General features: G+C 63.2%; 18 protein-coding genes. 9 read left to right on the forward strand and 9 right to left on the reverse strand.

Going from position 1 to position 17,942, the window contains the following annotated elements:
• Nucleotides 1-16 precede the first annotated feature (16 nt).
• The 3 genes from PYV00_RS21715 to PYV00_RS21725 form a co-directional block, all read right to left on the reverse strand.
• Nucleotides 17-709, reverse strand: a complete 693-nt coding sequence (locus tag PYV00_RS21715) for an ArdC family protein (protein WP_275230434.1) — start codon at nucleotides 707-709, stop codon at nucleotides 17-19.
• Nucleotides 710-1,132: 423 nt separating this feature from the next.
• Nucleotides 1,133-2,554, reverse strand: a complete 1,422-nt coding sequence (locus tag PYV00_RS21720; RefSeq protein ID WP_184005790.1) for an IS1182 family transposase — start codon at nucleotides 2,552-2,554, stop codon at nucleotides 1,133-1,135.
• A gap of 166 nt (nucleotides 2,555-2,720) precedes the next feature.
• On the reverse strand, nucleotides 2,721-3,170 hold the full coding sequence (locus PYV00_RS21725; RefSeq protein ID WP_012115016.1) for an RrF2 family transcriptional regulator: 450 nt from the start codon (nucleotides 3,168-3,170) through the stop codon (nucleotides 2,721-2,723).
• A gap of 80 nt (nucleotides 3,171-3,250) precedes the next feature.
• On the opposite strand from PYV00_RS21725, the gene PYV00_RS21730 reads away from it, so the two are divergent.
• The 7 genes from PYV00_RS21730 (at nucleotide 3,251) to PYV00_RS21760 (ending at nucleotide 9,324) form a co-directional block, all read left to right on the forward strand.
• Nucleotides 3,251-3,703 carry a group III truncated hemoglobin gene (locus tag PYV00_RS21730; protein WP_012115017.1) on the forward strand — a complete coding sequence of 151 codons (453 nt, stop codon included), beginning with the start codon at nucleotides 3,251-3,253 and terminating at the stop codon, nucleotides 3,701-3,703.
• Entirely contained in the window at nucleotides 3,700-3,993 is a 294-nt protein-coding gene (locus PYV00_RS21735) for a DUF1971 domain-containing protein (protein ID WP_012115018.1), read from the forward strand. Before PYV00_RS21730 ends, PYV00_RS21735 begins: the two co-directional genes overlap by 4 nt.
• Nucleotides 3,986-4,450, forward strand: coding sequence for a membrane protein (locus PYV00_RS21740; protein ID WP_041575668.1), 465 nt, complete (start codon nucleotides 3,986-3,988; stop codon nucleotides 4,448-4,450). The genes PYV00_RS21735 and PYV00_RS21740 overlap by 8 nt, the downstream gene beginning before the upstream one ends.
• Before the next feature lie 18 nt (nucleotides 4,451-4,468).
• Nucleotides 4,469-6,772, forward strand: a complete 2,304-nt coding sequence (locus PYV00_RS21745) for a nitric-oxide reductase large subunit (protein WP_012115020.1) — start codon at nucleotides 4,469-4,471, stop codon at nucleotides 6,770-6,772.
• Nucleotides 6,773-7,330: 558 nt separating this feature from the next.
• Nucleotides 7,331-8,599 carry a tyrosine-type recombinase/integrase gene (locus PYV00_RS21750; protein ID WP_275230435.1) on the forward strand — a complete coding sequence of 423 codons (1,269 nt, stop codon included), beginning with the start codon at nucleotides 7,331-7,333 and terminating at the stop codon, nucleotides 8,597-8,599.
• Nucleotides 8,600-8,656: 57 nt separating this feature from the next.
• The gene (locus PYV00_RS21755; protein ID WP_275230436.1) at nucleotides 8,657-8,995 is read left to right on the forward strand and encodes a type II toxin-antitoxin system RelE/ParE family toxin; all 339 of its coding nucleotides are present in this window, start codon (nucleotides 8,657-8,659) and stop codon (nucleotides 8,993-8,995) included.
• Nucleotides 8,996-9,000: 5 nt separating this feature from the next.
• A complete protein-coding gene (locus PYV00_RS21760) occupies nucleotides 9,001-9,324 on the forward strand; it encodes a DNA-binding protein (protein WP_275230437.1) in 324 nt (107 codons plus the stop codon).
• 244 nt (nucleotides 9,325-9,568) lie between these two features.
• Here PYV00_RS21760 and PYV00_RS21765 read toward each other — a convergent pair whose 3' ends face one another.
• Genes PYV00_RS21765 through PYV00_RS21775 form a run of 3 tightly spaced genes read right to left on the reverse strand, consistent with a single transcriptional unit; the run spans nucleotide 9,569 to nucleotide 13,846 of the window.
• Nucleotides 9,569-11,155 carry a DHA2 family efflux MFS transporter permease subunit gene (locus PYV00_RS21765; protein WP_275230438.1) on the reverse strand — a complete coding sequence of 529 codons (1,587 nt, stop codon included), beginning with the start codon at nucleotides 11,153-11,155 and terminating at the stop codon, nucleotides 9,569-9,571.
• An 11-nt stretch (nucleotides 11,156-11,166) separates the two neighbouring features.
• Nucleotides 11,167-12,333 (reverse strand): HlyD family efflux transporter periplasmic adaptor subunit, encoded by a 1,167-nt coding sequence (locus tag PYV00_RS21770; RefSeq protein WP_275230439.1) that lies wholly within the window; start codon nucleotides 12,331-12,333, stop codon nucleotides 11,167-11,169.
• A 19-nt stretch (nucleotides 12,334-12,352) separates the two neighbouring features.
• Nucleotides 12,353-13,846: an efflux transporter outer membrane subunit gene (locus tag PYV00_RS21775; protein ID WP_275230440.1), complete on the reverse strand. Its 1,494-nt coding sequence runs from the start codon at nucleotides 13,844-13,846 to the stop codon at nucleotides 12,353-12,355.
• A 39-nt stretch (nucleotides 13,847-13,885) separates the two neighbouring features.
• Between PYV00_RS21775 and PYV00_RS21780 the strand changes: the two genes are divergently transcribed.
• Entirely contained in the window at nucleotides 13,886-14,485 is a 600-nt protein-coding gene (locus PYV00_RS21780) for a TetR/AcrR family transcriptional regulator (protein WP_275230441.1), read from the forward strand.
• Nucleotides 14,486-14,693: 208 nt separating this feature from the next.
• The gene (locus PYV00_RS21785) at nucleotides 14,694-15,656 is read left to right on the forward strand and encodes a LysR family transcriptional regulator (RefSeq protein WP_275230442.1); all 963 of its coding nucleotides are present in this window, start codon (nucleotides 14,694-14,696) and stop codon (nucleotides 15,654-15,656) included.
• Here the strand turns inward: PYV00_RS21785 and PYV00_RS21790 are convergent.
• Genes PYV00_RS21790 through trbG form a run of 3 tightly spaced genes read right to left on the reverse strand, consistent with a single transcriptional unit; the run spans nucleotide 15,644 to nucleotide 17,939 of the window.
• Nucleotides 15,644-15,868: a DUF2274 domain-containing protein gene (locus tag PYV00_RS21790; RefSeq protein ID WP_275230443.1), complete on the reverse strand. Its 225-nt coding sequence runs from the start codon at nucleotides 15,866-15,868 to the stop codon at nucleotides 15,644-15,646. The two genes, PYV00_RS21785 and PYV00_RS21790, sit on opposite strands and share 13 nt — an antisense overlap.
• The gene (locus tag PYV00_RS21795) at nucleotides 15,865-17,061 is read right to left on the reverse strand and encodes a TrbI/VirB10 family protein (RefSeq protein WP_275230444.1); all 1,197 of its coding nucleotides are present in this window, start codon (nucleotides 17,059-17,061) and stop codon (nucleotides 15,865-15,867) included. Before PYV00_RS21795 ends, PYV00_RS21790 begins: the two co-directional genes overlap by 4 nt.
• Nucleotides 17,058-17,939, reverse strand: coding sequence for a P-type conjugative transfer protein TrbG (trbG, locus tag PYV00_RS21800; protein WP_275230445.1), 882 nt, complete (start codon nucleotides 17,937-17,939; stop codon nucleotides 17,058-17,060). The genes PYV00_RS21795 and trbG overlap by 4 nt, the downstream gene beginning before the upstream one ends.
• Between the last annotated feature and the right edge of the window lie 3 nt (nucleotides 17,940-17,942).

Here is a 17,942-nt window from a genome sequence, read left to right on the forward strand (position 1 = left end):
ACCAAATCGCAGAAATTCAAGACCCCACGACGCCATGCGGCATAATCCGGGTTGCGGCATTATGCCCCAGTTCATGAAAGGCCGTGCGGTGCCAGTTGATCGGCTCGGGGAAGGCCTCGGGGCGCGGAATCTGGATGTAGTCGCGCGAAGGCACGTAGAAGGCCTCACCGCCCACGATGCGAATATCGGCGCCGGTGGCGCGGATCAGGGCGTCAGCCTCTGGCAGGATCAGCGAGCGGTCGACCGGCGCGACTGGCGCGCTCAAGTCCTCGGGCAGGCCTTCGCACTGGTCGGTCGAAAAGACCGTGTAGCGCTTCAGAAACGGGATCGTGCCGGGAGCCCGGTCTTCCTCGCGGGCCCGTTCGCGCTCCTGCTGCGGGGTGTAGCGATGGGCATAGACCACGGTCATGCCCCGCTCGCCCTTGCGGACATTGCCGCCCAGTTCGAGTGCCTGCCGGAAGGTGAGGAAGCGGTTGGTGGTGAAGCCGCGTTCGATCATCGCGCTCCACAGGATCAGGATGTTGATCCCGCTGTAGCGCGCGCGGGTGCTGGCATTGACCGGCAGGTCGAGGGCGGCGGCTGCCGAATCCCACGGCTGGACCCAGGGTACGCGCCCCTGTTCGAGCTGGATGATGATACGGTCAGTGATGCCCTGATAGAGGTCGGTCCGCTCGATTGCGGAAGCGCGGCGTGCGCGGAAAGATGCCATGGCCTGTCTCCTCGGACGGGCCGGCCAAGGGGCCACTCCCTCTGGCTTCGGCACCGTCACGGACGGAGCCGCCAGGCTCTCACTCTCCAACACCGTTTCCGCCGGTCGCGCGAGCGGTCAGCGAGATGACCCTGATAGATAAGACGCACCCTGACAGAGGCGGCAAATGGCTTGCCAGGTGCCTGGCAGGCCGAAAGGCGGGGCATGTCGTCTTTCGCAGGCTGCCCTTGCGATCTTTACCGCCGGGTCAGAGTGCGCGCGGGGCCCGATGGTGAAGTTGCCGCGCCCTCAGGAGCAGGTCCGACAGGATGTGCGGGATAGAGCGCGTCACCAGCTCCGCTCCGAATCAAAGGGGCGTTGCGGGGCAGGCTGTGCAAAAACTCATTCGTCTAATCCGCCGCCGCCAGCACCGCGACGCGCGTCTCACCCCGCTGGCGTCAGTCGCTCGGCACCGAAGGCATTTACTGCATGGAGGATGTTGAAGGCGACAATCGAGAGAGCCGCTTCGGCCTTTACCGCTCTGAGACCTCGCGTGAGGAACCTTCCGCCGCCGGACATCCGTTTAATCGTGCCGAAGGGGTGCTCTACAGTACATCGGCGGGTCACCATCAAGCTCGGATCCGCGTAGATTCTGGCCTCCATACGATCCAGCGCCGCCTGATCGAACAACCGATGGATGGTCCGTTGGGCGCCGGACGTGCATCGGCTCTTCAGCCGACAGTCTTTGCATGCGGGCGTTCTATATCGGATCGCACGGTTGCGGGTATGTTTGCCGGATGGTCTCAACGTCTTGCCGGCGGGGCACCGGATTGTGTCGGTCTCCTCATCATACACGAACTGCGCTGGCCGGAAAAAGTCGGTGCTCATGGCGCCGCGTTTGATCGGCGCCGCGACCTCAATATGGTCGCGCTCGCATTGCGCGACCGCCTGGGCGTTGGAGTAACCGCCGTCGGCCAGGACTTTGAGCTCGTCAACCTCAAGCACCTCCATCGTCGCCATCGACATTGGATGCAGGAGCTGGCTGTCGTTTGCCTCGTTGGTCACGTCGTGATGTATGATCAGGCCGCTATCTACATCGACCACGCTTTGCATGTTGTAGCAGGGTGTCTTGGGAGAACGTCCATAGCCCATCGGCCGCGCGTCGGACTCGCCAAAGACCAAAGCCGTCTCGTCGCGATCCTTCAGGATGTCCTGCCGGCGCACGAGCCTGTCTTTGCGGCGCCCGAGGGTCTCCATCGCAGTGGTGAACGCCTCCCGATGTTTGGGCTGATCGTCGAACCCCTGGGCCACTGCCTCATCTATGATGTCGAGCCGTTCAAGGTAGTAGGCGATCTCCTTTTCGGTGTGCGCAACGTCACGGGCCAGCCGGTCGGCGCCAGCGATGTTCTTTGGGCTCGCGACCGCGCGCATCTTCGTCCCGTCCAGCGCGACCAATCGACCGCTGATCAAGCCGGTTTCGCGGCAGAACTGGATGAATGCAGCGCTGGCGCTGACAATGGCTTCCGGATTGTCATGACGAAAGGAGGCGATCGTTCGGTAATCCGGGGCGAGCCGGCGCATTAGCCAAAGCGCTTCGAGGTCGCGGACACACGCTCGTTCCAATTGGCGTGAGGACCGTACCTGGTTGAGGTAGCCCCAGATGTACAGCCGGAGCATATCGCCTGGATGGTATCCAGGGCGGCCGGTGACCGCAGCGATAGCGCGACCGAAGCCAAGCTCAGCCAAGTTCAAGCTGGTAACAAAAGCATCGACGACTCGGACCAATGCGTCCGGGGAAACATAGTCATCAACACAAGGAGGAAGCAGGTTGACCTGATCTCGCGCGAGTCCCTCAATAAAACTCATGCACACCCCGGCGCGGAAGATGGGAAGATAATTGGATTCTACACTGACAGGTTCATTAGTAAAAGCTTGTTCTTGGCTTTGAACATCTGCGCTAGGCGGCGTAATAACTCATTACAGATGTTGCGGGCTTCCGAGAAGGATGAGGTCAGAATCGCCGGGTTCTCCGTTACGTCGAAGCAGTGGCCGCTTGCGCGTCGAGCTGCCACCCGTAGCTTTTGGAATCCGGTACGAGATCGGCGATGGTGAACTGATCGAGGTGTCGCGCGAAAGCTTCCAGCGCGCCTGCCAAGGCATGGCGCAAGCCGCATGCGGGCGTCACGACGCAGCTGTTGGTCGCCGCGTCGAAGCATTCGACGAATGTCCCGGTGTCTTCCATGATGCGCATGATCGAACCGACGTTCAGGGCATTGGCGGGCCGCGCCAGCTTGAGGCCCCCGCTCCGGCCCCGCACACCCTCGACAAATCCCTCCGCGGCCAGTCGCTGCGCCACTTTCATCAGATGGTTCTTCGAGATGCCATAAGCGTGTGCGATCTCGGCGATCGAATGATGGCCGTCCTTCACGGCCAGGAACATCAATGTGCGAAGGGCATAGTCGGTCTGGACGGACAATCTCATAAAAGATGCATATCATATATTGGTTTTATCCGCCAAGGCGCGTAAACCATGCACACATCTTAATCGAGTCGAGGCAGGCAATGACGTCGAACCATGCCGAGCAAGCGCGGGCACGCAAGATGGCGGATGCGCTCGCCTGCGGGATCGATGATGCGTTTATTTCGCAGCTTGTGGAGAGTTTCTACGACACCGTCCGCCAGGACGACACGCTCGGCCCGATCTTTGCGGAGCGCATCGGCGACTGGCCGCATCATCTGACGCGGATGAAGGATTTCTGGGCCTCGATCATGCTCGAATCCGGTCGGTTCAGCGGCAATCCGATGCGCAAGCATATCGCGATCGGCGAGCTTGATGAGGCGCATTTCGCGCGCTGGCAGTCGCTCTGGGACCAGACGCTTGCTCGGATCGCGCCGAACGCTGCGGTCGCGGATCGGTTTCGCGAAGCGGCACTGCGCATTGGCGAGAGCTTGCTGACCGGCATCAAGATCGACCGCGGCGGCCTGGCCGCCATTTCCGCGAGGGCCGCGTCGTGACACCGGTCCCCTACGGCGCATCGCCGATCTTCGATGAGCAAAGCCTACCCGACGCGCTGCGCAACGATCATCGCACCAAAGCAGGCACCTGGGGCCTCCTGCGGATGCTGGAGGGCGAAGTGCGGCTCGTTTTCGTCGATCCGCCGAGCGAGCAGCTCGTGACGCCCGACAGGCCCGCGATCATCCCGCCGCAAGCAACCCATCATGTCGTTCCGCTCGGCCCCATGACGATGCAGGTCGAGTTCTACCGGGAACGCCCAGAGCTTGTCGAAGACGCGGACCGTGGATGACTTCGCCCTTGCTCGCACGGTGCATGTCGTCGCGGTCCTGTTCTGGATAGGCGGCGTCGGTTTCGTCACCTGGGTGCTGATGCCGACGCTTAAGGCAACGGAACTGCCGCAGGATCGCTTGCGCCGTTTTCAGCAGATGGAGGCGCGCTTTGCCTGGCAGGCACGCCTGTGGGTTCTGCTTGCCGGCGCAAGTGGCCTGTGGCTGGTGGCGCGCGCCGATCTGTGGAGCCGCTTCCTCGACGGCCGGTTCTGGTGGATGCACCTGATGGTCGCACTCTGGACCGTGTTTGCGCTGATGTTGCTCGTCATCGAGCCGCTGCATCTCCATCGCCGCCTCGCCAATACACAGTCACCAGAGGCGGATTTCGCTCGAATGATCCGGCTGCATCAGTTATTACTTGCCGTCAGCATCATAACAATTTTGGGCGCGGTAGGCGGTAGTCACGGACTATTCTGAACGGAGGGGGTTTGGGGCATGAAGAGCTATCAAACGACATTCAGCATCAAAAGGCTGTGGATCATCCTGTCGGTCGGCATGGTGGTCATGTTCGGAATCCTACTGTTGCTGGGCCAGCAGATCTACCAGCAGGCGCCGCCCATTCCCGAAGCGGTGAAATCCCAAAGCGGCGAGACATTGTTCACGCGCGCGGACATCGAGACCGGCCAGAATATCTGGCAGTCGATCGGCGGCATGGAACAGGGCTCGATCTGGGGCCATGGCAGCTATCTGGCGCCCGACTGGAGCGCCGACTGGCTGCACCGCGAGGCGGAGGCATTGCTCGCCCTGTCGGCCTCGCAACCTCTCCCAGGCGTGTCCGCGACGCAGGCGGAGGCTATGCGAAGGGCCGGGCTGCAGGAGGAGATGCGTAGGAACACCTACGACCCTGCATCCGGCGTCATCACGGTCAGCGACACCCGCGCGCGCGCGATCCGGCAGGTACAGCAGCATTTCGTAAGCCTGTACGATGGCGGCGATCCTGCCTCGCTAAAGCTCCGCCGCGACTATGCCTTCCCGGTCTATGGCGAGCTGTCGGCCGCGGAAGCCCGGCAGCTTACCGCCTTCTATTTCTGGACGGCCTGGGGGGCGACCACCGATCGTCCGGGCCAGAACATCACTTATACCAGCAACTGGCCGCACGAACCCCTGGTGGGCAATAGCCCAACCACCGGTACATTGTTGTGGAGCCTTGCGTCGGTCATCCTGCTGCTTGCGGCGGCAGGCGCACTCATCGCCTATTACGCCAAGCAGTTCGACGTCTGGCGCGGCGACATCCTGCCCGAGGGCGGCATGGCGACCTCTGATCTTCTGGGACAGGCCGTCATCACACCGTCGATGCGGGCTACCGCGAAATATTTCTGGGTCGTCTGCGCGTTGTTCGTGGGGCAGGTGCTGCTGGGCATTGTCACCGCTCATTATGCGGTCGAGGGACAAGGGCTCTATGGCCTGCCTTTTGCAGAATATCTTCCCTACACGATCACCCGCACATGGCACACGCAACTCGCGGTGCTGTGGATCGCCACGGCATGGCTGGCGACCGGGCTCTATGTCGCGCCGATGCTCGGGGGACGCGACCCCAAGTTCCAGCGGCTCGGCGTCAACTTTCTGTTCGTCAGCCTTCTGGTCATCGTCATCGGCTCCTTTGCCGGGCAATGGGCGGCCGTCCACCGCTTCTTCACCAGTCTGACGGCGAATTTCTGGTTCGGTCATCAGGGCTATGAATATGTCGATCTCGGCCGCTTCTGGCAGATCTACCTCCTGATTGGCCTGTTCCTCTGGGTGGCGCTGGTGGTGCGCGCGCTCTGGCCCGTGCTGCGACGGGAAGGCGGAAAGTCCCTCATCTATCTCGTGCTGGTGTCAGCGCTCGCCATCGGGCTGCTCTACGGCGCGGGGCTGATGTGGGGCCAGCATACGAACATCGCCATCATGGAATATTGGCGCTGGTGGGTGGTGCATTTGTGGGTCGAGGGTATTTTCGAAGTCTTCGCCACGGCCATCATCTCGCTGCTGTTCGTCCAGATGGGCATCCTGCGAACCTCCACCGCCACCGTGATGGTGTTGTTCGCGACGATCATCTTCCTGTTCGGCGGGGTGCTCGGGACCTTCCATCACCTGTATTTCAGTGGCACGCCAACGTCGGTGATTGCGGTCGGCGCGATGATCTCGGCGCTCGAAGTGGTGCCGCTGCTGGTTGTCGGCTTCGAAGCCTATACGCGGCACAAGGTCGAGCATGAGGCCGAGTGGGAACGGATCTATCACTGGCCGTTCATGTTCTTCGCCGCCGTCCTGTTCTGGAATCTGGTCGGCGCCGGGCTGTTCGGCTTCCTCATCAATCCGCCGATCGCGCTCTATTACATGCAGGGGCTGAACACGACGGCGAACCATGGCCACGCCGCGCTGTTCGGCGTCTATGGCATGCTCGGCCTGGGGCTGACGCTCTATTGCATGCGTGGACTGACCGACGTCACGCGGTGGAACCAAAAATGGATCAGGATCTCCTTCTGGTCGCTCAATATCGGCCTTGGCATGATGACTTTCCTGTCGCTGCTCCCGCAGGGCATCCTGCAGACCTACGCCAGCATCGAGCACGGCTATGCCTATGCGCGCTCAGCGGAGTTCATCCATAGCCCGATCATGCAGGCGCTGGTTTGGGCAAGGGTGCCCGGCGATGTCGTGTTCGCTCTCGGCGTTTTCGCGTTCGCATGGTTCATGGTTCAGGCGTTCATGCACGGCAGGAAGCCGACTCCAGAAACGGCGGCCATTCCAAAGCCGGCGCTTTAGATCCGCCACTCCGCTTCCCGGCTGTACCCCGGTTTTCAACGGACGGCCGGCTAATTTCGGGCGTTGGTCGCTCCCGGCCAACGCCATTTGTCCGTGAAACGGCTTCAGGATCGCCGGACAGGCTTGCCTGATCCGTGGGTTTTAGCACAGCCTGGGGGTATCCCCGCTCGAAGGGGTAGGTCGAGACAGAGCAGCGGCTCGGGCTCAGGGGAAGACTTTCCCCAAAAAATATTTACTGCGATGCGGTGGTATACCGGTGGGATACTGACCCAATGCCAACAAAGACGGCGACCCGAAGGTCGTCTTAAGCCTTTGATTTATGCTGGAAAACTGGAGCGGGCGAAGGGATTCGAACCCTCGACCCCAACCTTGGCAAAACGATTCAAGCACCTTCGCTATCGTAGCCGATTCTACGAAATAACACGATAAATCCAATAGTTGTTGCAGTTCACGTTGCGCCGCCATACGCTCCATTTCGCCACGAAACGGCAAAATCTGGAGACAATATGGAGACAGAGAGCCTCGTTTTGAGCTTTGTCTCCAAATGGAGTTGCAGCAATGCCAACCGCCAAGATCAACAAGCGCTCGGTGGATGCCTTCAGCACGGACGGACAGGCGCAGGCAGTGCTCTGGGACAGCGAGATCCGTGGCTTCGGCGTCCGTGCTCTGCCATCTGGTCTCAAGACCTTTATCGTCCAGTACCGCAATGCCGAAGGCATCAAGCGGCGGATCAACCTCGGGCGATATGGCGTCATTACCGTTGAACGGGCTCGTGACCTCGCCAAGATCAAGCTTGGTGAAGTGGCGTCGGGCGAGGATCCGGCAGTCGCCGTCCACGAGGCTCGCAAGGGCATGACGGTTGGCCAGATGTGCGACTGGTATCTGACCGAGGCCCGGGCCGGAAATATCCTCGGACGCAAGAACCGTCCGATCAAGGAATCCTCGCTCAAGATGGACGAGAGCCGGATCAACACGCACATCAAGCCCCTGCTGGGCAAGCGGCACGCCAAGCACCTGACCATTGCCGAAGTCGAGCAAATGCAGTCCGATGTGCGGGATGGCAAAACGGCCAAGGCGCGTGGCGGCGGACGCGGCGGCAAGGCCGCCGGCGGCCCGGGTGTTGCAGCGCGCTGCCTTGGTACGCTGCAGGCGATCCTGGGCCATGCCAAGCACAAAGGCTTGCTGACCGAGCATCCCACTCGCGGCGCCAAGAAGCTCGCTACCAACAAGAAGACCCGGCGACTCAGTTCCGCAGAAATCGCCGCTCTGGGCAAGGCCATGGCCTATGCCGAGCGCAATGGGGAGAACACCACCGCCCTCGCTGTTGTCCGGCTTCTTGCGCTGACAGGTTTCCGGCGAGAGGAAGGGCAGGCAATGAAGCGTACCTGGGTCCACGCCGAGGGCGGGTTCGTTGCCTTCCCCGACACCAAGACCGACGCCCAGGTTCGCGCAATAGGACCAGAGGCGCTCCGGGTCGTGCTCGCACAGGCCGAGATTGCAGGTAATCCTCACGTCTTCCCGTCATTGACCGGCACCGGCCCTTATCAGGCGTCCAGCGCTTGCTTCATTCGGGTCTGCCGGTTGGCCGGGATCGAAGGGGCGACGCTTCATACATTGCGTCACACCTTTGCCAGTATTGCTGGCGAACTCGGGTTCACCGAACTGACCATCCGCGCCATGCTGGGCCACGCATCCCAGAATGTGACGCAGGACTACATCCACATCGACGAGGCGCTGAAACTCGCCGTCCGGCGGACCTCGGACGAAATCGCCCGCCTCCTCAATGAAGGGGCTGCCAGCTTGCGGCGCCCCAGCCTCCCCGCCTGATCATGAAACTGAACTCTCGACGCAGGGTAACGAATATGTTACCCATGGCGGTGCCTTGTGATTGTTGAGGAGTATGTCTGCGAGGATGGCAGTTGCCCGTTCCGGAACTGGTTCGACGAACTCGATGTCCAGGCTGCGGCCAAGGTAGCGACTGCTATCGTCCGGATGGAACTGGGCAACCTGTCGAACGTCAAGTGGATCGGCGGCGGGCTTGGCGAGTACCGGATCGACTGGGGGCCAGGATACCGGCTCTATCTGGCTCAGGATGGAGATCAGCTGATCATTCTCTTCGTGGGCGGGACCAAGAAACGGCAACAGTCCGATATCAGGCAGGCAGGCGTATTGCTCGACGAGTACAAAGGCCGGAAGGCCAGGGCAAAGAAGACAAGGAGTTAGGCACGGTGGCGCTGACACGCGATTTCAAGGAAACGGTGAAGGAACGCGCCGCGCGCGACCCCGCCTTCGCCAAGGCCATGCTCGACGAAGCCGCAACCGCCTTCCTTAACGGCGAACCGCATGTCGCACGCCTCATCCTGCGCGATCTGGTCAACGCCTCGGTCGGATTCGAGGGACTTGCCGCTGAAACCAATCGGCCCAGCAAGAGCCTGCACCGGATGCTCTCGGAAAAGGGCAATCCGAGCATGGACAATCTTGCGGCCATTTTTGGCGCAGTACGCAAGCGCCTAGGGGTGGCTTTTGAAGCCCATGGGGTCGAGGCCGCCTGACTCGCAGGAAATGTTCTATCCAGGCAAGAGCCCCCGCCGATACACAACGGCGCTGACGCTCTCGCGGCCAGAATAGCACTCAGCGACAATCGAAGTATTCACTTCCGCCGGCCACTTCGGCCTCGAACACCAGTCCGAATTCCACCTCGGGATGACCGCCAATCAGCAGCGCATCCCTGCGTCTTGAGCCATAGTCTACGAAAAGAGATTGTAACCCCGACCCGGCGGGACGCTGCGCATAACCTCAATGTCCGCCGCTTGTGTCGATCGGCCCCTTCGGTTTGGGAGCGAGCCAGATGAGCATCGCCGAAAATGCAAAGACTATGGCGACGACCCCGAACATCTCGAGCGTCGCCAGCATCACGCTTTCGCGTTCGACCAGGAAGCTGAGGCTCGATACCGCTACGTCAGGCGGGGTGCCATTGGCGATCATGCCGTCCAGTACCTGCTGACCGCCCGTCATGCTGTCCGCCAGTGCGGTCTGCTTTTCGCGCCCGGCATTGCTCCATCCGGTCTGTACCAGCGCGGTGGCAAAGGCGCCGGCCAGGGTTCGCATGAAGTTGGAAAGCCCCGCCGCATCGGCGGCTTCATCGGGATCGACGCTGGCCATCGCCAAGCCAGTGACCGGCACGAAGAACATCACCATGAACGCGCCGGACAGGAACGTCGGCCCGGCAATCTGCCAGAACGTCGCGTCGCCCGTAAACAGGGTGCGCCATGCGTTCAGCAGGCCGAGCCCCGCCAGTCCGGTGAAGATGATCATCCGCGCGTCGATTTTTTCCACGGCCTTGCCCACCAGAGGGGCGCAGCCGATGGACAGGACGCCCATGATCCCGGTGGCATAGCCCGCCCACGTCGCGGTGTAGCCCATGTTCTGTTGCAGCCAGAGCGGGAAGATCACAAGCGAGGCGAAAAATGCGCCAAAGCCCGCGCTGTAGGTGATCGCCGCCGCCGTGAACCCGCGATGGCGGAAGATCCGCAAGTTCACGATCGGGTTCTTCTCGGTCAGTTCCCAGAACAGGAACGCCAGGAAACCGACAAGGGAAACGATCCCCAGCACCACGATTTCGGTCGAGGCGAACCAGTCCTTGTTGCGGCCCTCATCGATCATGATCTGGAATGCGCCAACCCACACGATCAGCAAGCCAAGCCCGACCACGTCGATCGAGGCGTGCGCCTTGGGATCAGGCTGTCCGCGCAGCAGCCACCATGCGGTAAGCCCGCAGGCAAAAGCAATCGGCACCTTGATATAGAAAATCCAGGGCCAGCCCGCCCCGTCGCTGATAATTCCGCCCAGGATCGGCCCGGCCACCGGCGCGATCACCGTGGTCATGGCCCAGATCACGCTGGCCAGTGTGGCTTTTTCAGGCGGGAAGATGCGCAGCAGAAGCATCTGCGAGAGCGGCATCAGTGGGCCGCCGGCAAGGCCCAGCAGCACGCGCCCGGCAATCAGCATGCCCATCGACATGGCCAGACCGCACAGCAGCGAGAGTATGCCGAACGCCAGATAACAGGCGATGAAGACCTTCTGGGCCCCGAAACGCCGTGTCAGCCAGCCGGTCAACGGCACGGTAATCGCCTCCGCCACCGCGTAAGAGGTGATGACCCAGGTGCCCTGGCTGGCGGATACGCCGAGCGACCCCGCGATGTTGGGCACCGAGACATTGGCGATCGTCGTGTCGAGCACGACCAGGAAGTTGCCAAAGCCGATGGCGATGGCGGCGATCAGCAGCTTGATTCCGGTCAGGGGTGGATGGCGATCGCCATGTCCCGACGCAGTCCCGGGCTGCGCGCCGGACAGACTGCCCGGTGCTACGGCGGCGGCGGCCATATCTGCGCTCCTTATTCGGAAACGTCGATATCGACGTTCATCGACAGGCCTACGCGCAGCGGGTGCGCTGCGACCTGGGCGGGATCGAGCCTGATGCGCACGGGCAGGCGCTGAACCACCTTGATCCAGTTGCCGGTGGCATTCTGCGCCGGGACGACCGAGAAGGCTGCGCCAGTCCCGCCGGTGAAGCCCACCACGGTTCCCTTGTACTCCACATCCTTGCCGTAAAGATCGGAATGGAGCGTGACGGGTTGACCAGGCTGGACCTTGGTCAGCTGCACTTCCTTGAAGTTGGCATCGACGTAAACGTCGCGGATCGGCACCACGAGCATCAGCATCGCGCCCGGCTGCACCCGCTGACCGACCTGGACCTGGCGGCGGGACACAACACCATCAACGGGCGCGCGGATTACCGTGCGCTCCAGATTGACCCTCGCCTGATCGCGCGCCGCGCGGGCGGCGAGAACATCGGGATGGGTATCGGGCGTCGTATTGGCGATCAGCGCGGTGTTCGCCTGAAGCGTGCTTGCGGCGGTCGCCTGATTGGCGGCGGTGAGTGCCTGCGCAGCTTGTGCCGCGCGCAGATTCGCGTTGGCGGTGTTAAGGGCGTTGCGGGCAACGGTCAGTTCCTCGCCCGACACGGATCCGGATGCGGCCAGCGCCTGACGGCGTTCCAGGTCGATCCGCGCCTTGTCCACATCGCCGCGTGCGCCAGCAAGGCGCGCGGCGGCCTCTGCCCGGTCGGCCGCGCGGGCAGTGACTTGTGAGGCAAGGCCGCTGTCGGTCGCGATCACGCCGCGCACCCGGCGCTGGGCCGATGACAGCGCTGCCTCGGCCTGGGCAAGCGCAAGCCGGGCATCGGTATCGTCGAGCCGCACCAGCACGTCTCCGCGCTTGACCATTTGGGCATCGTCAACCAGCACTTCCGCCACCGGCCCGGCGACCAGCGGCGTCACCTGCGCGACATTGGCGCCGACATAAGCGTTGTCGGTTGTCACATGACGTGAGGCAATCAGCGCGTCATATGCAAACCAGACGAGGCCGGCGATGGCGACGCCCGCCGCCAGACCCAGGAACAGCTTCTTGCGCTTGAGCTTGCGGGCGCTGTCCTCCTCCGGGGTGGTCTCCTCGGTGGTGATATAGACGTCGTGTTCGACGACATGGGTGATCTTGGTCATGGTGAAGGCCTTTTAGGGGTCAGGCGCCAAATCCGCCGCCAAGGGCGCGGACAAGGGCAATGTCGAGGGCAAGGGCGCGGGTTTCGAGGCTGGCAAGCTCGCGGCGTGCAGCAATCAGCGCATCTTCAGCGGAAAGCACGTCGAGATAGGTAGCAAGCCCGCCGCGATACCGGTTGTCGGCGATCTGCCAGGCCGCCTGAGCAGCGACATGCGCTTCGCGCGTATGGCGCAGCCGGGTGTCAAGCGCGCGGCGACTGGTCGCGGCATCGGCCACTTCGCGCAAGCCCTGCGCCACGGCCGCGTCATAAGCGCTGACGGCCAGATCATATTCCGCCTCTGCTGAACGGTATCCTGCCTTCAGTCTGCCGCCTTGAAAGATCGGCAGCGAAATCGCGGCGCCAGCACTGCCAAACAGCGAGTCCCCTTCGGCGAAGCTGGCCAGATTGAGCGACTGCAAACCAATGATCCCGGCAAGGTTGATGTTGGGATAGAAGCGCTTTTCCGCGACGGTAATTCTGCTGGAAGCCGCCTCAGCCCTTGCCCGCGCGGCGGCGATGTCCGGGCGGCGGCCCATCAACTGCGCAGGGATTGCATCGGGCAGCGCCACCGCCGGGGCGAGCCGCGCCGAAGGCCGGGCAATCGTCAGCCCGCGGTCCGGCCCCGCGCCGAGCAGTGCGGCCAGGGCATTGCGGGAAAGGCCGATCGACTCATCGATAGCGGCAAGGTTGGCCTGAGCGGCAGCACGCGCTGAAACCGCGCGGCGGACCGCGCCTTCGTTCTCCAGTCCGCGTTCCTGCCGTCCCTGCATCAGTTCCGCCGTGCGGGTACGCACCGTCACGGCCTCGAGGGCAGCATCACGATCCGCATGGAGCGCGGCCAGTGCCGCATATTGTGCGGCGATGGCGCTCGACAGGCCAAGCCTGGCAGCGGCTTGCTCGGCGCGCGCTGCCTCTGAGTCCGAGGTCGCGGCGGCGAACGCAGCCCGGTTCTTGCCCCAGAAATCAAGTTCCCAGGAAAGGTCGAGCGCAGCGCGGCCATTGTCATTCCATCCGCGCGGGGCAGGAAAGCCCATGTTGTAGCTTTGCCTGTCGGCCTGCGCCGATGCTCCCGCGCTCACAGAGGGCAGCAGATCGGCCCGGCTGACCGCAACCATGGCCAGCGCTCTGCGGGTACGGGCTTCGGCAGCCCGCATGTCGGGTGCATTGGCAAGCGCTTCCTCGATCAGCCGGTTCAACTGCGGGTCGCCATAGCTGCGCCACCAGCCATCGCCCGGCCAGGCAGCGCCAGTGCCAGGGAGGCTTGCAGCGGTGTCGAAGGTCTCGGACGACCTCGGCGGTGCGCCGATTTCAGGCGCGGGAATGGCGGCGCATCCGGTCAGGGCAAGCGCGCCGCCGGCAAGCAAAAGGGAAAGGCGCAGCCTCAGACCGCGCCTGTCTCCCGAAGTGGTCGGGTACATCGATTTCACCTTAACTGAACTGTACGGTCGGTTATCGCGACGATTTGCATCGGTCAATCGAAAAGTGTACAGGCTGGTTCAAAAAAGGATTGCCGCATGCGTGTGAAAACGGACGAACGCCGCCAGGCGATCATGGAGGCAGCCGCTGCGCTGTTTCGCGAAGTGGGGTACGAACGCACCAGCATGGCGGCGATTTCAGCGCGGCTCGGCGGCTCGAAAGCGACGCTTTACAGCTATTTCAAGTCAAAGGAGGAACTGTTCGCCGCCGTCATGATGGAAAGCATGGGGGAACAGGCCGACAAGATGATCGGTCTGCTTGCGGAACCGGCTGGCGACCCGAAATCAGCACTGCTGGCGTTTGGCGAGGCCTACCTCGACCTGGTGCTATCCGATGATGTCGTCGCCATGCTGAGGGTCGGGCTCGTCGATGCCAACCATGCAACCTTGGGTCCGCTGCTCTATGCAAGCGGTCCGGAACACGGTTGGGACCAAGTCGCTTGCCGATTGGCGCTTTGGTCCAGCGAGGGACTTATCGCGGTGACCGATGCCAGGCTTGCGGCACTGCAGTTGAAGGGATTGCTGGAGGCAGGTCTGTTTGAACCCAAGCTCTACGGGGCAACGCCTGCCGTTGACCGGAATGCAGTCCTGAGCTCGGCGGTTGATATCTTCCTGTCAGCGTACAAACCCATTCGCTAAGCAGCGCAAAGGGCTGACTTGAGCTGGCCCCGCCCTTTTGGGCAGACTAGCAACCAAGTTAATGTGGCCTGCACCTGCTAGGGCTCGGTGCGAGGCCCAATCTGACCCTGTCGTGCAAAAGCAGTTCCGTTGGAGCAGGCTTACCATCCTCAGTTTCTGAGCCGGAAGACGGGGTTGATTTGTAATAAATCCTTCTCTTCAATCGATTTTGGTTGCGAGTGCCGCAGAATTCGGCCTCATACTGAGAGTATGTAGAAGGGAGTGCTGCACGAGCGTGACCATCGAGATACGCCAGCTCCGATACGCGCTGATGTCAGCAGATCTTCGCAGCTTTTCGGGCGCGGCTTCCAGGCTCAATGTGAAGCAGGCAACGCTCAGCCGCAGTGTCCTGCAGCTCGAGGACAGACTTGGCATCAAACTGTTCGAGCGGACGACCCGCGGGGCGGAACCGACCGAGACCGGAAAGGTCTTTCTCGAGACCGCGCGCCGCATCATTACCGATCTGGAAAATCTCCAGACCACGGCGCGGGCCGTCAGCTACGGCGAGCAAGGCCGCTTCGCGGTAGGTTATTGCTCCTCGCTCATGGCCGGGCACCTCAAGGCCGCCTTCTCCGACTACCTCACCCGGTTTCCCGATGTGCAGTTCGACGGGGTAGAGGGCGATCCAGACAAGCTGTGCAGCGATCTGCGGGCCGGGACGATCGACGTTGCGATCGCGCCGCTCGGCAGTGAAGAACAGGGGATTGCATCGCGCCCGGTATGGTCGGAACGGCTGGTCGCGGCACTCTACCCCGAGCATCCCTTGCTCGAGGCAAGCCGGATCTACTGGGGCGATCTTCGCCGCGAGATCTTTGTCGTCCCGCGCCAAGGCATTGGCCAGATGATCCGCAATATGATCGCCGCGCGCCTCACCGGGCAGGGCTATCGCCCCAATATCATCACCCAGGAAACCAGCCTCGAGAGCGTGCTGAGCATGGTCCCGGTCGGCCGGTTCATCACCATTGCCACCGAAGCCTCGATGGGTGTCGCATGGCCGGAGCTGCAGTTCCGGGACATCTATGACAATGGCGGCACGGCGCGGATCGATTTTGCGCTCTACTGGCGCGAGGACAACGAGAACCCGGCGTTGCAGCGCTTCTTCACGATGATCAACGAGCGTTACCCCGCCTGACCGCGCTTCGCCTTGGCAAAGGCGCGGTCGCTGGCGATGAACCGCTCCAGCATGGGCGGGATCAGGCGCTCGACCGTTGGCGCGCCCGCTGCTGCCCCGCCATTGACTGCCACCGCATAGGCCAGAAGCTCGCGGTGCAGCCGCGCCGGCAGCTCGATCGTCAGCCGTACCGGCTTTTCATCGGCAATGTCCGATAGCTTCAGCCGTGTCATTGTCCCGCTCCCAGAACAAGGTCGCGAGTGACCAGCACCCGCACCAGAAAACCCGGACGGATGGTCAGCGTCGGCCGGACGTTGAGTTCGCGGCTGACGATCTGCTCGCCCGCACGATTGATGCTGTCCTGCGTTCCGCGCCGGAAGGCGCGGGCAAGATTGCCATCATCGCCGGAGCCCAGCTCCGCGCCGGCGCCCAGCAGGGTCGAGACGAGTGCGGCCTTGAGCACCCCGCCCCAGTGATTGTCGGTGCCGTCCTTCAGCCCGGCAAAGCCCTGGGTGTCGGAAGCCGGCTGCCGCTCGAGCACGATCGAGCGGCCATCAGGCAGGATCAGCCGGTTCCAGGCGAGCAGGACCCGGTTCTGACCGAAAGCGACATCGGCGTCATAGTCGCCAATCAGCCGCGAGCCCTGCGGGATCAGCAGGATCCGCCCCGTTGGACTGTCATAGACGTTCTGGGTCACTTGGGCGGTCACCAACCCCGGCAGGTCCGAACGGATGCCGGTGATCAGGGCTGCCGGGATGACCGAGCCTGCCTGGAGGATGGCAGGGGCGGCCAGCCCCACAAGCCGTTCGCCCGAGACCGTCCGCCGGTCACTGGTGCGCTCGAGGAAGGCCTGCCGGCGCGCCGCATCCGATGAAGGGGCCGCGCCGGGCGCAACGGCCCGCGCCTCGTCTCCCGCAGGCGGACTGGCCAGACTGCCTGCGGCAGAGCCCGCGCTTCCGCCCCCGAAGAACAGGCGGCTGCCGCGGGCGGCTTCGCGCTCCTGCTCGGCGCGCTGCCGGGAGGCTGCGGCCGCGTCTGCAGCGGGATTGGTCGCCGATCCCGTCCCCGCCGGTGGCAGTGCGGCCACATCGCCGCGCTGCCGGGCATCGAGGATCGGCTTGCCGAGATCGCCGGGAAGCGGCGGGCCGAGCTTGGGCACCTGGCCATAGTCCTTGGGCGCCCCGGCGAGATTGTCGGCCACGGCGACGCCATCGGTGTTGTAGAGTTCTTCGGCGCCTTTTCGCCCCTCGGGCTGGAGGGCATAGATCAGGGCGCCGCCGACCAGCGCACAGCCAGCAGCCGAGGCCAGGCCGATGGCCTTGCGCGACAGGCGCATGACGCGCGGTGGATCGCCGCGCAGCTTTACCGCGCTTTCGGGATCGACCAGCGGCTGCTCCCGGCTTTCGGTGTCGACCGCCCCGGTCATGACCGGCCCCGGCGCGCGGTGACGATCCGCACCTTGTCCTGGCCCTTGCGCCCGCCAAGGTGGAGCTCGGCAGCGGCAAAGAGCCGGTCGACAATCATGTAGCGACCCGAGACGCGATAATTGACCAGTTCGGCCTCGCCGCGGGCCCCCAGCACGAACAGCGGCGGCAATTCGCCTTGCGCGACGCTTTCGGGAAACTCGATGAAGACGCGAGTTCCGTCATCGAAAGCGCGCAGCGGCCGCCAGGCCGGCTTGTCGCCCTCGATCCGGTAGCGGAAATCAAGGCTCGCGAGGTCCATGCCGGCTGCGATCGGCGCCGCGCGTTCGGCCTCGGCGTGGGCCCGGCGCAGCGCGATCAGTTCGTCTTCCGGATAGGTCCAGGAGACCGAGGCCATGTAGACGGAAGGATTGGCGCGCAGCTCGAGGTGATAGGTCCGCCGATCGGTGTTGATCACGAGATTGGTGGCGATGTCGGGCCGGGTCGGCTTGACGAGGATATGGACCTGTTCGGCGGCCCCGGTGCCGCTGACAGTGTCGCCGATCATCCAGCGCACGGTATCGCCCGAAGCAACTGGCCCGGGCCCGACCAGACGCTCGCCGGGCTGGAGCGCAATGTCGGTCACTTGTCCGGGCCTGGCATAGACCTGATAGAGCGCGCCCTTGGTGAAGGGGTAGAGCTGGATCGCGTTGATGAACCCGGTGCGGTCCGGCTGGAGGAGCACGGCAAGGCCGGTGAGCGTGCGCTCGGCAACCGGCGCTGTGCCAAGCGAGGTCAGGGCCGACCAGAGATGTTCCTTGGTCGCGGGATCGACGGCCACAAGCGGAACGTGTCGCGATAGCTCGCGATGGTATGACGGCTCGCTTCCATCTGGACGCACAGC

Source organism: Novosphingobium album (ex Liu et al. 2023) (assembly GCF_029076845.1).
GTDB lineage: Bacteria > Pseudomonadota > Alphaproteobacteria > Sphingomonadales > Sphingomonadaceae > Novosphingobium.